The organism is Clostridium sardiniense, from assembly GCF_019753795.1.
GTDB lineage: Bacteria > Bacillota > Clostridia > Clostridiales > Clostridiaceae > Clostridium > Clostridium sardiniense.
On record NZ_JAIKTU010000007.1, the window covers coordinates 175,833 to 191,231 of the forward strand.

Sequence of the window (15,399 nt, forward strand, 5' to 3'; positions counted from 1 at the left end):
GACATGATGATAATGAACCTTCAATTATTTGCCCACAAAAAAGGGGTAGGTAGCTCAAAGAATGGTAGAGATTCTGAGTCAAAGAGACTAGGTGTTAAATCAGCTGACGGAGAATTCGTACTTGCTGGAAACATCATCGTAAGACAAAGAGGAACTAAGATCCACCCAGGAAACAATGTTGGAAAGGGTAAGGATGATACTCTATTCGCTAAAATCGATGGAGTTGTTAAGTTCGAAAGAATGGGAAGAGACAAGAAGAAAGCTTCTGTTTACCCAGTAAATGTAGAAGAAATAGCTGAATAGTAGTTATTTATATAAAGCACCCATGAATTTGGGTGCTTTTTAAATGTCAAAAAATAAAGAATTACTTAAATAATAGCATTAAATAGTGCTTTTTTTCTTCATATATAATAGTATTATGTTATAATGAAGAAAATATTTTTAAATAAGTAGATTTATTATTCATATCTTAAGGAATAATATGAATATAGAGATTTTTACAAAAGGAGAGGTGAGTATATGTTTATAGATAAGGCCAAAGTATTTATAAGGTCTGGTAGAGGCGGAGATGGAGCAGTTTCTTTTAGAAGAGAAAAATATGTTCCACTTGGTGGACCAGATGGTGGAGATGGTGGAAAAGGTGGAAGTATAATTTTCACAGTTGATACTGGAATAACAACCTTAATGGATTTTAAATATAAGAGAAAATTCGTAGCAGCGCCAGGAGAAAATGGTGGTACATCAAAGTGTTACGGTAGAGATGGAGAAGATCTTTACATAAAAGTTCCAATGGGAACAATCATTAGAGAGGCTGAAAGTAACAAAATTATTTGTGACCTTTCAGAAAAAGATGATGAATATGTTCTTCTAAGAGGTGGAAAAGGCGGAAAAGGAAACTGTAAGTTCTGTACACCTACAAGACAGGCACCAAACTTTGCAGAGCCAGGTATGCCTGGAGAAGAAATGGATATAGTTTTAGAATTAAAACTACTTGCAGACGTTGGACTTTTAGGATTCCCAAATGTAGGAAAGTCAACGTTCCTATCAATGACAACTAAAGCAAAACCAAAGATAGCTAACTATCATTTCACAACATTAAAACCAAACTTAGGAGTAGTTGCAGCAGATGGAGTTGAAGCATTTGTAATGGCAGATATTCCAGGAATAATTGAAGGTGCAAGTGAAGGAATAGGACTTGGACTTGAATTCTTAAGACACATAGAAAGAACTAGATTATTAGTTCATGTTGTTGATATATCAGGACTTGAAGGAAGAGATCCAATTGAAGATTTCATTAAAATAAATGAAGAACTTAAGAAATACTCAGTTAAACTTTGGGATAGACCTCAAATAGTAGTAGCTAATAAGACAGATCTTTTATTTGATGAAGAAATATTTGAAAACTTTAAGAAGAAAGTTAATGAATTAGGATTTGATAAAGTTTATAAAATGTCAGCTGCAACTAGAGATGGTGTTGATGAAGTAATTAAAGAATGTGCAAGAATGCTTAAGGAAATTCCTATAACAGGACTTGAGATATCAGATGAAGAAAGATACATCCCAGAAGATAAGAAGTTCACTTATGAAATAAGAGTTGAAAAAGGCGAAGAATATGATACTTACTTTGTTGAAGGTAGCTTCGTAGACAGACTGTTAAGTGCAGTTAATGTAAATGATGCAGATTCATTAAGATATTTCCATAAGGTGTTAAACAATAAGGGAGTACTTAGCGAATTAAGAGAAATGGGAATTCAAGATGGTGATATGGTAAGCCTTAACGACTTCGAATTCGAATACTTATTATAGGAGGAACAAGAATGCTAATAGGAAAACAAAGAGCTTATTTAAGAAGCTTAGCTAATGATATGCAACCAATATTCCAAATTGGTAAAAATGGAATAGAGGATAGCTTTTTAAAACAAGTAAGAGATGCACTAGAAGCTAGAGAACTTATTAAGATAAAGGTTTTAGAGAATAGTGGATTTACTGCAAGAGAAGCTTCAGATTTTATATGTAAAGAAATAAAATGTGAGGGCGTTCAAGCAATCGGAAGTAAAATAGTTTTATATAAAAGATCTTCAAAGAAACCAAAAATAGAGATACCAAGAAAATTTAAAAACCAATAATAGATGAAAAAGTATGGGATTATTGGAGGAACCTTTGATCCTATCCACAATGCACATCTTTATATAGCTTATGAGGCAAAAGTTAAATTAGGCTTAGATAAGGTGATCTTTATACCAAATGGAAGTCCCCCACATAAAACTTTAAGCAAAGTAACGGGGGCTTCTTTAAGGTATGAAATGGTTAAGGAAGCTATTAAAGATTTTGAGGATTTTGAGGTTTCAGATTATGAAATAAAAAAAAGAGAACTCAGTTACACATATAAAACATTAGAACACTTTAATAGTCATGATGTAATGCTATACTTTATAACAGGTGCAGATTGCCTTGTTGATTTAGACAAGTGGAAAAATGTAAGTGAGATTTTTTCTCTTTGTAATTTTGTTGTATTTACAAGACCAGGTTTCAAAGAAGAAGATTTACAAAAAGAAAAAGAAGAAGCTGAAAAAAAATATAATGGAAGAATTATATTTTTAAATATATTAGATTTAGAAATTTCATCAACAGATATTAGAAGAAGGATTAGAGAAGGGAAAAAAGTGGACTTTTTTGTGCCGAAAGAGGTACTTAATATTATTGAAAGAGAGAAGCTTTATGAAAAGTAGAACTAATATGGAAATTACTTATATTTATGATTATTTAAAAGAAAATTTAAAACCAAAAAGATATATACACACATTAGGAGTTGTATCTACAGCAAAGAAGCTAGCTAAGTTAAATGGTGTAGATGAAGATAAGGCAGCATTAGCTGCATTATGCCATGATGTAGGTAAGAACTTAACAATTGAAGAATTAATGAGTATTATTAAAGAAAATAATATAGAATTAACAATGGATGAGAAAAAAACACCAGAGCTTTGGCATGGAATTGTTTCAAGAATACTTGCTAAAGAAAAGTTTAATATAGATGATGAAGAAGTGCTTGAAGCAATGAGATGGCACACAACTGGAAAAGAAAATATGAGTACTCTAGAAAAGATTATTTATATTGCAGATATGATAGAACCATCAAGAGTTTATGATGGAGTTCAAGAAATTAGAGAGAAAGTATTAGAGAATTTAGATGAAGGAGTTCTTATGGGTATGAATCATACTATAAAATATTTATTATCTAAAGGGCAGCTTATAGATTTAAATACTGTTAAAGCAAGAAACTATTTAATATTAAATAGAGGAGAGGTATAACTCAAATTTATACTGGAGATGGGGTGTAGAAAATTTGACGGATGATAGAAGATCTAATGATTCTTCCAGAAGAAAAAGAAACGAAAGTGAAAGAGAAGAAGCTATAAGAAGAAAAAGACGTATTGCAAAAAGAAATGAAGAGCTAAAAAGGGGAAAAAAAGTAAGCAAGAGAAGTTTAGATGAAGGATATATTCCTGCTAATGATGCAAGAAGAAGAGTTGAGTCTCCAAGGAGATCGCAAGAAGGCTTTACAGATAGAGACTTTGAAAGTAGAAAGAGTCCATCTAGAAAAGCTGTACCTAGCAATTTGCAAAATAAAAGTAGGAATTCAAAAAAGAATATATCAAAGAAAAAGAAGAAAAAGAGAATATCATTTAAGAAGATATTTGGAATAATAATTGCAGCACTTTTAATACTTCTTGTAATAGGTGGAGTAAGAATAGCAAAACTTGTTAACAATATAAGTACTGATAAGATGATAGCGCCAGTGGAAGTTCCTATGGATCAGACCGTAAATATTTTACTTCTTGGAATGGACGTTGGGGATGTAAATAATCCAAATGATGAAGCTATTAAAAGAACTGATACTATGATGCTTGTAAACTTTAACCCTAAAACTAAAAAAGTAAATATAGTATCAATCCCAAGAGATACTCTAATCACTATAAATGGACGTAGATGGAAGATGAATGCTGCATATCCAATTGGAGGAGATCAAAGAGTAATAACAGAAGTAGAGCAATTACTAAATGTTAAAATAAATTATCTAGCTAAAGTAAATTATAAAGGCTTCAGAGATTTTATTGATGCAATTGGTGGAGTTGATATGAAGATAGAACACAATATGGATTACACTGATAAATCTCAAAATCTACGTATTGACTTCAAAAAGGGAACAACGGTTCATCTAGATGGTAAGAAGGCAGAAGAATTCTTTAGATGGAGAAAAAATAATGATGGAACAGGACTTCCAAATGGAGATATAGATAGAATAAAGAATCAACATGCATTCTTAGAGCAAGTTGTTAAAAAATGTACTAGTCCAGCAATAATATTTAAGATACCAGGAATACTTAAAGCAGTAGAGCAAAATGTAGAGACTAATATGACTGGAAGTACAATATTTAAATATGGACTAAAATTAGCCACATTAAAGCCAAGTAATATTAAAATGACTACAGTTAAAGGAGACTCTAAAATGATAGAGGGTCAATCTTACTTTATATTTAATAAAGAAGCAAATGCAGATTTAATAAAAGCACTTAACTCATCAGATACTGGAAGTGCAGATATAAAGCCTCAAGATGTAAGAATAAAGGTGTTAAATGCAACAAAAATAAGTGGACTTGCAGCAACTTACCAAATAGAACTTAAACAACTTGGTTATAAGAATGTTGATACAGGAAATACAGATCTTAGAGATAAGAGTGTAATCATGGTTGACAATGACAATATAAAGAATTCTCTTAAAAAGAATTTTAAATCAATAACTGATTATGAGAGTATTAATTCAAAGTACGCAGATACAGGGTATGATGTAATAGTTATACTTGGAAATGATGCTAAAAATTATTAAGATTTATAAATTAGGAGGACTTTAAGCTTTGAGTACCTTAGAAAAAACTGTCCCATCAGAATATGATGGAGTTAAAATTAGAAATTACTTAAAAGAGGGATTAAACTTTTCATCAAGACTTATAAGTAGAGCAGCTAGGGAAGAAAGAATATTTATAAATGATGAAGTAGTTAGAATGAATTTTAAGGTATCTACAGGGGATAACCTAAAGATAAACTTGGATAGAGAAGAAAACCAAGATATTGCACCAGAAAAAATGGATTTAGATATCGTATATGAAGATGAGGAAATACTAGTTGTGAATAAAAGACCATTTCTAGTTGTTCATCCTACAAAAAGTTATCAATCAGGAACCTTAGCAAATGGTGTTATAAATTATTTTAAGGAAACTGGATCAAATTGTATAGTAAGACTTGTAAGTAGGTTAGATATGAATACCTCAGGACTTATTTTAATTGCCAAAAATCAATTTGCACATATGGCACTATCAAAGGAGATGGAGAAAAACAATATTAAAAAAAGATATATTGCAGTTGTCCATGGAAACCTTAAAGAAAAAGAGGGAACTATAGATCTTCCAATATATAAGCCTCAAGAAGGGGATGGATTTGATAGTATAAAGAGAGTTGTAGATGATAGAGGACAAAGAAGTATAACTCATTATAAAGTTTTAGAAAGCTTTAAAGGTGGAGATATAGTTGAATGTCTACTTGAAACTGGTAGAACACATCAAATAAGAGTTCATCTATCTCATTTAGGTCATCCTATATATGGAGATTTCTTATACGGCGATGGAGATGAAGAGAAGGATTTTATAAATAGGCAGGCACTTCATGCCTATGGATTAGATTTTAAATCACCAAAGACTGAAAAACCATTGAGCTTAAGAGCAAATCTTCCAGATGATTTAAAACAATTAATTGAAAAGATTAAATAAATCAAAAAACATCAATTACAATTAAGTAATTGATGTTTTTTATATTAATAAATATTTTTTTTCTTCTTAATACGCTTTAATTTATTATAGAAAGCTCTCTTTTTTCTTCTATTTCTAACTATAATAATTCTAATAATTATTAAAATTATAAGTATAACTAATGATATCCCAATAATATTAAATAAATTATTTGTAATCATTTCTGATATTGCTATTTTAAAGCTATATTCTCTATCTATACCACTTAATAAATTAACTTCAGATACAGCTTTTCCATTTACCATGACCTTAGCAGTTGTTATTACATCACCTTTTTTTAGTGATTTCTTTTTTATCATTCTAGGTAATTTGTAATCTAAAGTAGGATTTATACCATCTAAATTAGATTTTTCAGCAGTAAAAAATACATCATTATCAATAACTATAGGTATGTTAATATCATCTGTAACCTTTATATTATCGATTTCTTGATCTTTAGAATATAACTTATGCTCCTTAAAATTATTAAATCCATACTCTAAAAGATTTGCCATATCTTTATAATTTGCATCTTTATCTTCTGCTTTCAAAAATGTTGCAACTAATACCTGATCATCTTTTTGGCCAGATATAGTAAAGGTATGTCTAGCAACATCTGTATAACCACTTTTACCAACAAGAGCATTAGGATAATAGTATTTAGAATTTGGATTAATTAAGTAATTATGATTATTAGCCCATCTTTTAGCTCCATCTAAATTACTAGGTGGCAATTCTACAGATAATAATTTTGAAATTCTAATATAATCAGGATTCTTTATTGCCTCATTCATTATTAAAGCTAAATCATAAGCCGTTGTTACATGCTTATCATCAGGTAAACCACTTGGATTTTCAAAATTAGAATTTTTACAGCCAATAGATTTTGCTTTTTTATTCATCATTTTTGCAAATCCATCAATAGATCCCCCAACATGTTCAGCTAAAGCTTCAGCACAATCATTACCAGATTCAAGTAAAAGACCTGTAAGAAGTGTCTCAACACTAAACTTTTCTCCTTCTTTTAAGCCAATTGAACTGCCCTTTGCAAAAGGAGGGTTAGCTCCTACTGTAACAATATCACTGAGCTTTGTATTCTCTAGTACAACTAATGCTGTAAGGACTTTAGTTGTGGACGCAGGGAAATGTTTAACATCATCATTTTTAGAATATAAAACTTGACCAGTTTTACTATCAATTAATATTGCAGATTCTGCATTTAGCTCTGGAGGGGCTTCTTGTGCATTTGCACTAGTTAAAATTAAACTATAGAAAATAGGTATAAAAAATAGAAATTTTACCACAGATTTAAATTTTTTACTCATAAGCTCTCCTTATTATTAAGTTTGATTTTTTTATTTTAACAAAAAGTTCTTTTATTTTCCACAATTGTATCATAAATTATTTAAAAAATGTTAATAATCTAGAAAAAAACTAGGAGATTTTATATGGATTCAAAAAAGAAGAGTATTGGATTAGTAGCTATACTTATAATTTTAGGAAGTGGACTTTTTATAAATTACTTATTTAGTGGTAGAAGAGAGCTTAATAAAAATAATAATGATAGCATTTTTGTTGAAGAAGATATTAATGAAGAAGAGTCTGAAAGTAAAAGTAGTAAAGAGAAAATATCAAGTGGGAATGAATCAAAAGGTGAAAACAAAGAAAGTGGAGAAGCTATAAAGCTTAAAGATAATAAAATAGCTGTTGATATAAAAGGAGAAGTTAGGAATCAAGGAGTGTATTATCTAGATGAAGGTAGTATAGTTGAGGATCTTATAAAAGAAGCTGGAGGACTTACGGAAAAAGCATCACTAGATTTAGTAAATAGAGCAGAAAAGCTTACAAATAATAAATGTGTTGTAATACCAAGTAAGGAAGAGAGTGCAGAGATTAAAGAAACTAAAAATGATTCTAAAGAAAAATCTATACCTATAGTATCAGGTAATGGAAGTTTAAATAGTAGCAATGATAGTAATGGAATAATAAATATTAATACAGCAGATGAGAGTGACCTTGTTAAAATAAATGGTATAGGTCCATCAAAGGCTAAGGCTATCATAAGTTATAGAGAAGAAAATGGGAGTTTTAAATCTATCGAAGATATTAAAAATGTAAGTGGAATTGGTGAAGGAACCTTCTTAAAGATAAAGGATTCTATATCAGTATAAAGTATTTTGAGATTTTATAATCATGATGTACAATAAATATATAAACCTTTAGAGAAGGGGTGACATAAATGATTAAGTTAACCAATTATGCAAAGACTGCTGGTTGAGCAGCTAAAATAGAGCCGGGTGCTCTTTCAGATATTTTAAAAAGTATACCAAGTATGGTAGATGACAACTTATTAGTAGGGATTGATACCTCAGATGATGGGGCAGTATATAAATTAAGTGATGATATAGCACTTATTCAGACTTTAGATTTCTTTACACCGGTTGTGGATGATCCTTATACATTTGGACAAATAGCAGCTGCAAATTCATTAAGTGATGTTTATGCAATGGGAGGAGAACCAAAGGTAGCATTAAATATTGTATGCTTCCCTAACTGCTTAGATAGAAGTATACTTGGTGAAATCCTTAGAGGTGGTGCAGATAAAGTATTAGAAGCTGGTGCTGTTGTTATTGGAGGCCATTCTGTTCAAGATGATGAACCAAAGTATGGACTTTCAGTTTCAGGAGTAGTTCATCCAGATAAAATCCTGAAAAATTGTGGATCTAAGCCAGGTGATATATTAATACTTACAAAGCCTTTAGGAGTAGGAATTATAAATACTGCAGCTAAAGTGGAGATGGCATCAAAGGAAGGCTTAGATGAAGCTATAAAATGGATGGCACTTCTTAATAAATATGCTGGAGAAGTTATAAGAAAGTATGATATTACAGCTTGTACAGATATAACTGGATTTGGACTTATGGGTCATGTAAATGAAATGGCTGAAGGATCAAATATTACTTTTGAGTTATACAAAGAAAGTATACCTTACATAAAAGAAGCAAAGGAATATGCAAACTTTGGTCTTATACCACAAGGTGCTTACCAAAATAAAGCTTATATTAGTAATAGCTATAAGCTTTATGATGTTCCAAATTGGCTTGAAGATATACTATTCGATCCTCAAACATCAGGAGGACTTCTTATATCCTGTAGTGAAGATGTTGGAAATAATATTCTAAAAGAATTTAAAGAGAAGGATATAAAGTCTTGGGTAGTAGGGCATGTAATAGAAAAAGAAGAATACAATATAGTTGTCAAATAAAAGTTTAGCGGAGGAGTTTTATATGGAACTATTAAGAAGATTACCAAAAGTTGATACTCTTTTAAAAGAAGAAGAGGTTCAAAAGTATCTTAATAGATTACCAAGGGATTTAGTTGTAGAAAAATTAAGACTCTCCATAGACATTATAAGAAAAAGAATTTTAAAAATGGAGGATACTTCCTCCATTTTTTCTTTGCAGGAAGAATGTTTAATGGAATTTAAAAGGATTATTAGTTTATTAGATGATATGAATTTTAAAAGAGTTATAAATGGAACGGGAATAGTTATACATACAAACCTTGGAAGGTCAATATTATCAGAAGGTAGTAAAAAGGCTTTAATTAAAGCAGCAACTTATTATTCAAATTTGGAATATGATTTAGAATCAGGAAAGCGTGGAAGTAGATATAAGAATGTAATTGAAGATATAAAGTATTTAATAGGGGCAGAGGATGGACTAGTTGTAAATAATAATGCAGCAGCAGTTTTATTAGTTCTAAATACGATATGTAAAGATAAAGAAGCAATAATATCAAGAGGGGAACTAGTTGAGATTGGAGGTTCCTTTAGGATACCAGAAATAATGAAATTAAGTGGCGGAACTCTTGTAGAAGTTGGAACTACAAATAGAACACATCTTAAAGATTATGAAGAAGCAATAAGTGAAAATACAGGAGCAATACTTAAAGTACATACATCAAATTATAAGATATTAGGATTTACAAAAGAAGTTAAGTCCAAGGAACTTGTAGATGTTAGTCTAAAATACAATATTCCTATAATCGAGGATTTAGGAAGTGGACTTATTGAAAGATTAGATATAGATGGAGCATCTGATGAAAAGACAGCAAGAGAATGTATAGAAGATGGTGTTGATATTCTTACCTTTAGCGGAGATAAACTTTTAGGTGGTCCACAGTGTGGAATAATTGTAGGGAAAAGGGTGTGGATAGAAAAGATTAAGAAAAATCAATTAAATAGAGCACTTAGAGTTGATAAATTTACATTAGCTGCCCTTGAAGGAACTCTTAAAGAATATGTTAAAGGATGCAGCTTCAATATACCAACTATAAATATGTTAACTATGCCACTTAAAGATATAGAAAATAAAATTGATTTATTAATTAAAGAATTATCATTTTTAGATGATAAGTTTAATATAGAGAAAAGCTTAGAAAAATCCCTAGTTGGAGGAGGTTCTCTGCCACTTTTAGAGATTGATACATATGTTTTAAAGATTAATAGTGAGTTTTTAAAGGACCATGTAATAGAAGAAGAACTTAGGAAAAATCATATACCAATAGTTGTTAGAGTTAGCAGAGGAAAGATTATTATTGATGGAAGATGTCTTATACTTGATGATATAGACGTAATAAAGGAAGCCTTTAAAAGTATAGGAGAAAAGATATGAAAACATTAATGATAGGAACTTGTGGACATATAGATCATGGAAAAACATCTCTTATAAAGGAACTTACAGGTGTTGACACTGATAGGTTAGAAGAAGAGAAAAAAAGAGGGATAACAATAGATTTAGGATTTACTGATTTAATACTTAAGTCAAAGAGAAGAGTAGCATTTGTTGATGTTCCAGGGCATGAAAAGTTTATAAGAAATATGATTGCAGGTATAACTGGGGTAGATACAGTATTATTTGTAATTGCAGCAGATGAAGGGGTAATGCCTCAAACTATAGAACATTTACAAATAATAAATGGACTTAATATAAAAAATGGAGTAATAGCCTTAACAAAGTGCGATAAAAGTGATGAGGAGCTTATACAGTTAATTATTGATGATATAAGAGATGTTTTTAAAGGTAGCATATTAGAAAATGCAAGAATAATAAAAACATCAACAAAAACAAAAGAAGGTATACAAGACCTAATAGAGTTTTTTGAGGAAACCTTAGATAATAAGGAGGAAAATGATTTAGACGATCTCCCATTTAGAATGTGTATAGATAGAGTATTTTCTATAAAAGGTTCTGGAACTGTAGTTACTGGAACAGCTCTTGAAGGAAAAGTAAAAGAGGGAGATATATTAAAATTGTATCCATCAAATAAGGTTGTAAGAGTTCGAGAGATTCAAAGCTATGGAAAGAAGGAGAGCATAGGGGGATGTGGAAATAGATGTGCAATTAATCTTACGGGAATAGCAAAAGAGGATATTAAGCGCGGAGAAGTGATAAGTAGTGAAGAAGATATGGAGGCATCATTTATATTAGATTGCTCCTTTAACATAACGAACAATAAAGTACATAATATAAAGAATAGACAAAGAGTTAGAGTTTATCATGGAACAAAAGAAGTTATGGGAAGAATATATATTTTTGATGAAGATAAGAAGTACGTACAAATACGATTAGAAGAAGGTATAGTAAGTAAAAAGGGAGATTACTATTACTTAAGAAATTACTCTCCTATGTATAATATTGGTGGTGGAAGAGTAATTGAGCCTAATGGAAATAAGATAAGAGAAAGTGATAAGTTATATTTAGATAATATTATATTAAAAGAAAAGGGAAGTCTTGAAGATAATATACTAGATAGATTGGGGAAAGAGGAATTTTTATATACAAGTGAACTGTTTAATATGAATGATTCTAACAAAACTAATATAGATAAGGCTATAGAAAAATTACTTTATAGGAAAAAAGTAGTAATTATTGAAAATTGTAAGGAAAATATTATATTCTCAGTTAAACAGTTAGGTATAATAAAAGATGAGTTATTAGAGTCACTCTCAGACTATCATAATAAAAATCCATTAGAAATTGGAATGCCCAAGGAATCATTAAGAAAAATCATAATAAAGAAGGATATTAAATCTAAAGAATTCAATGAAATTTTAAAGTTATTAAACAAAGACGAAGTTATGACAATTTCCGGGGAAATAATCTCATTATCTAATTTCAAGAGAAGATTAAATTTAAATCAGAAAAACTTTAAAAGAGATTTATTAAAAGAACTTGAAATTGGATTTATAAATGTTGATTTAGATTTTATAAAACAGAGAAATAATATTAGTGAATTAGAGTATAAGAAAATTATAAATATTTTAGAGCAAGAGGGGGAAGTACTTCAGTTAAATGATGATGTGATAATAAAAGTTGAAGTCTTTAATTATGGAGTATTAAAAGTAAAAGGGTATTTAAAGGATAAAGGAGAGATAACTCTTGGAGAATGTAGGGATATCTTAAAAACAAGTAGAAAGATAGCCTTAGCTTTTTTAGAAGAGTTAGATTGTAGAAAAATAACAAAAAGAGTTGAAAATAGACGCGTAATGTTGTAAGAATAGCAGCAAGAATGTTATAATTAAAAAATATGAACAAATTTCAATAATAGAGGGTCTATTTAGGAGGTAAATATATGACTAAAAAGATTATAGGTCTAGTGATAACAACTACATTATTATTTTCACTAGCAGGATGTGGAAGCAATGAAAAGCAAAAGACTGCAGATGAAGGTACAAAAAAAGCAGAAATTAATATAGATAATCAAAAGCAATTTAAAGATTTAAAAGGGGATTGGATTAGAGATTTCACTCATGATGAATTTGTTGATAAGAGTAATAGTTTAATGACTTCTATTGAAGATAAAACCAAAGAATTTGGGTTAGATTATAAAAAAGAAGATAAGGTCGAGCAAATAGATGGAGTTACAGCTAATATTAAATCAATATATCTAGATAATAAAAATCCAGAAGCTAACAAACTTGAAAGTATGCAATTCCAATCACAACTTTTAGGAGATGCACAAGATTCAGGAAGACTTCAATTAAAACTTTCACTTAAGTTTGATGGGGAAGGTGCAATAAAAGATGATAAATTCAATCTAGGAGATACTTCAATAGCTAAATATGCAGCTATAATGACTGGTGTTCAAGATAGAAATTATGATGATATAAATAAAAAGATAATGGATATAATTAAGAGTGATAAAAAAGAAGGCATAATAGAAGATAATATTAATGGATTAGCTGAGGAGTTTGCAGTAAGTAAAGATTATATAGTGTATACTTTATCAACTAAGGTATATAAATTTGTTGAAAAGACAAATGAGGGAATAAAATAATTAAATAAATTAAATTTAGGAGGACTATAATGAGTAAAAAAGAAGGTATGGATATTAATAATCAAGAAGATACTAACGTAGAAGAAGTAGTAGAGAGTTTAGAATTAAAGAAAGAAGAAGGTCCTGAGGAAGAATTAGTTAAAGAGGATATCGTAGTTGAATCAACTGATGAGGAAGAAGCTGAAGAAAAAAATAAAGATAAAATTATTGTAGAAGTTGATGCAAATCCATCATTTATAAAGAAATTATTTTCAAATATCTTAGATCAAGCAGTAATATTAGGGGTATCAGCAATTTTATTATTAGTATTTGATTTATTAATAGGATTTATAGGTTACATGGTAGTTGAACCAACATCAATTTTACTTATAATTTATGTAATAGTTAATATATTATACTTCCCTATATTTGAAGCAAAGAATATAAGAACTATTGGAAAGAGAATATTAGGAATCGGATAATTTAAAGAATAGGAGAAACAAAGAGTGGGCAGAAGAAGAGCAAGAGAAATTACAGTTAAAATAGAAAAAACTGAATTCCCATCAGTAGGTGTAGGAACTCAGGAGGATAAGAAAATATATGTTAAGAATGCTTTCCCAGGAGAGACAATAAAGGGAAGAGTTAAAAAGAGCAGAGCAGATTTTATAGAACTTAAACTTTTAGAAGTTTTAGAAAAGGCACCTTATGAAATAGAAGCTAAATGTCCCCACTTTGGAATATGTGGTGGATGTTCATCACAGAATCTTACTTATGAAAAGCAATTAGAACTTTTAAGTGAAGAAGTTCTTGAGTTATTTAAAGATGCTGAAGTTACAACTGGAGAGTATGAGGGTGTAACTGGAAGCGATGATCAATGGGAATATAGAAATAAAATGGAGTTTACATTTGGTGATGAGTATAAAGGTGGAGAACTTTGCCTTGGTATGCACATGAAAAATGCAAGCTTTGGTATTATAACAGTTGATAAATGTAAATTAGTAGATGAAGATTTTAGAAAAGTTATAAAAGCTACAGTAGAATACTTTAGAGGAACAGATCTTCCTTACTACAGAGTAATGAAGAGAGAAGGATTCTTAAGACACTTAGTTATTAGAAAAGCTAAAAATACTGGTGAATTATTAGTCAATCTTGTAACAACAACACAAGTTGATTTTGATTTAACAGAATGGGTTAATATAATTAAAGGATTAGACTTTGATGGTGAACTAGTTTCAGTTCTTCATACTGAGAATGACTCATTATCAGATGCAGTAATACCTGAAAAGGTTAATATTCTTTATGGAAAAGATCATATAATGGAAGAACTTTTAGGACTAAAGTTTAAGATATCACCATTCTCATTCTTCCAAACTAACACTAAAGGGGCAGCAAGTCTTTATAGCATAGTTAGAGAATTCATGGGAGAGTCAGAAAATAAAGTGGTATTTGACCTTTATTGTGGTACAGGAACTATAGGTCAAATAGTTGCACCTAAGGCTAAAAAGGTTATTGGACTTGAGCTTATTGAAGAAGCAGTAGAAGCAGCACGTGAAAATGCAAAGCTTAATGGACTTGATAACTGTACGTTTATAGCTGGTGATGTTGCTGAGACTATAAAGCAAGTTAAGGATAAACCAGACATTATAATATTAGACCCACCAAGAAGTGGAGTAAGCCCTAAGGCATTAGAGTATGTAATAAGATTTAATGCAAAGGAGATTGTATATGTATCATGTAATCCTAAAACTTTAGTGAATGATCTTAAGGGATTAATTGAAGCTGGATACAAGATAGAGAAGACAAGAGTTAAGGATATGTTCCCTAACACGCCACATGGTGAGACTGTTGTAAAGCTAATTAAAAAATAGATATTGAACACTTAGTAAAGCGATAGCTGAACTTAGTGTGAAAGCCCATCTTACAGAGGGGAATGGAGTAAGATGTTCCTTTTAGTAATAAAGGTTCAGCAGGTTTTAATTGAATATTGAAATGTGTTTTATGTTCCCTAAGACTAGGTCTTGGGGAACTTTTGTGTTTAGAAGATTTAATAAACACGCTAATTGATTTAATGTTATATAACAAAATTTAATGTAGTTGAATTACAATATAATATATGTTTATATAAATACTTAGATAAGTTTTAATACATTTAATAGGAATTTTCATGCATGTATATAAAAATATTAAATTGTGAGCATAATAATAAAAATTAGTATCTTCAATATTGGTTAGTTTTCTA

15 protein-coding genes are annotated in these 15,399 nt (G+C 29.9%); 14 read left to right on the forward strand and 1 reads right to left on the reverse strand.

The annotated features are described in order from the left end of the window. The first annotated feature begins 3 nt into the window (after positions 1 to 3). The 7 genes from rpmA (at position 4) to K5V21_RS10325 (ending at position 5,822) form a co-directional block, all read left to right on the forward strand. Positions 4 to 303, forward strand: a complete 300-nt coding sequence (rpmA, locus tag K5V21_RS10295; protein ID WP_221861175.1) for a 50S ribosomal protein L27 — start codon at positions 4 to 6, stop codon at positions 301 to 303. A gap of 216 nt (positions 304 to 519) precedes the next feature. Then, positions 520 to 1,806 (forward strand): GTPase ObgE, encoded by a 1,287-nt coding sequence (gene obgE, locus K5V21_RS10300; RefSeq protein ID WP_221861176.1) that lies wholly within the window; start codon positions 520 to 522, stop codon positions 1,804 to 1,806. Between the two features lie 11 nt (positions 1,807 to 1,817). Continuing rightward, positions 1,818 to 2,126 (forward strand): ribosome assembly RNA-binding protein YhbY, encoded by a 309-nt coding sequence (gene yhbY / locus K5V21_RS10305; RefSeq protein ID WP_221861177.1) that lies wholly within the window; start codon positions 1,818 to 1,820, stop codon positions 2,124 to 2,126. A 3-nt stretch (positions 2,127 to 2,129) separates the two neighbouring features. Continuing rightward, positions 2,130 to 2,729, forward strand: a complete 600-nt coding sequence (gene nadD, locus K5V21_RS10310; RefSeq protein WP_221861178.1) for a nicotinate-nucleotide adenylyltransferase — start codon at positions 2,130 to 2,132, stop codon at positions 2,727 to 2,729. Beyond that, entirely contained in the window at positions 2,719 to 3,309 is a 591-nt protein-coding gene (yqeK, locus tag K5V21_RS10315) for a bis(5'-nucleosyl)-tetraphosphatase (symmetrical) YqeK (RefSeq protein WP_245000693.1), read from the forward strand. Before nadD ends, yqeK begins: the two co-directional genes overlap by 11 nt. Positions 3,310 to 3,343: 34 nt before the next feature. After that, the gene (locus tag K5V21_RS10320) at positions 3,344 to 4,885 is read left to right on the forward strand and encodes an LCP family protein (protein ID WP_245000694.1); all 1,542 of its coding nucleotides are present in this window, start codon (positions 3,344 to 3,346) and stop codon (positions 4,883 to 4,885) included. A gap of 28 nt (positions 4,886 to 4,913) precedes the next feature. After that, positions 4,914 to 5,822, forward strand: coding sequence for an RluA family pseudouridine synthase (locus tag K5V21_RS10325; protein ID WP_221861179.1), 909 nt, complete (start codon positions 4,914 to 4,916; stop codon positions 5,820 to 5,822). Positions 5,823 to 5,866: 44 nt separating this feature from the next. Here K5V21_RS10325 and K5V21_RS10330 read toward each other — a convergent pair whose 3' ends face one another. Then, positions 5,867 to 7,165, reverse strand: a complete 1,299-nt coding sequence (locus tag K5V21_RS10330; RefSeq protein ID WP_221861180.1) for a D-alanyl-D-alanine carboxypeptidase family protein — start codon at positions 7,163 to 7,165, stop codon at positions 5,867 to 5,869. Positions 7,166 to 7,288: 123 nt separating this feature from the next. On the opposite strand from K5V21_RS10330, the gene K5V21_RS10335 reads away from it, so the two are divergent. The 7 genes from K5V21_RS10335 to rlmD all read left to right on the forward strand — a co-directional run bounded on the left by K5V21_RS10335 (position 7,289) and on the right by rlmD (position 15,028). After that, positions 7,289 to 8,011 carry a helix-hairpin-helix domain-containing protein gene (locus tag K5V21_RS10335; RefSeq protein WP_221861181.1) on the forward strand — a complete coding sequence of 241 codons (723 nt, stop codon included), beginning with the start codon at positions 7,289 to 7,291 and terminating at the stop codon, positions 8,009 to 8,011. Positions 8,012 to 8,079: 68 nt separating this feature from the next. Then, entirely contained in the window at positions 8,080 to 9,105 is a 1,026-nt protein-coding gene (selD, locus tag K5V21_RS10340; protein WP_221861182.1) for a selenide, water dikinase SelD, read from the forward strand. A gap of 22 nt (positions 9,106 to 9,127) precedes the next feature. Beyond that, positions 9,128 to 10,516 carry an L-seryl-tRNA(Sec) selenium transferase gene (selA, locus tag K5V21_RS10345; protein ID WP_221861183.1) on the forward strand — a complete coding sequence of 463 codons (1,389 nt, stop codon included), beginning with the start codon at positions 9,128 to 9,130 and terminating at the stop codon, positions 10,514 to 10,516. Beyond that, positions 10,513 to 12,399, forward strand: coding sequence for a selenocysteine-specific translation elongation factor (gene selB / locus K5V21_RS10350; RefSeq protein WP_221861184.1), 1,887 nt, complete (start codon positions 10,513 to 10,515; stop codon positions 12,397 to 12,399). Before selA ends, selB begins: the two co-directional genes overlap by 4 nt. 77 nt (positions 12,400 to 12,476) lie before the next feature. After that, positions 12,477 to 13,181 carry a hypothetical protein gene (locus K5V21_RS10355; protein ID WP_221861185.1) on the forward strand — a complete coding sequence of 235 codons (705 nt, stop codon included), beginning with the start codon at positions 12,477 to 12,479 and terminating at the stop codon, positions 13,179 to 13,181. A 29-nt stretch (positions 13,182 to 13,210) separates the two neighbouring features. Then, a complete protein-coding gene (locus tag K5V21_RS10360; RefSeq protein ID WP_221861186.1) occupies positions 13,211 to 13,642 on the forward strand; it encodes an RDD family protein in 432 nt (143 codons plus the stop codon). 24 nt (positions 13,643 to 13,666) lie between these two features. Continuing rightward, positions 13,667 to 15,028, forward strand: coding sequence for a 23S rRNA (uracil(1939)-C(5))-methyltransferase RlmD (gene rlmD / locus K5V21_RS10365; protein WP_221861187.1), 1,362 nt, complete (start codon positions 13,667 to 13,669; stop codon positions 15,026 to 15,028). Positions 15,029 to 15,399: the final 371 nt, after the last annotated feature.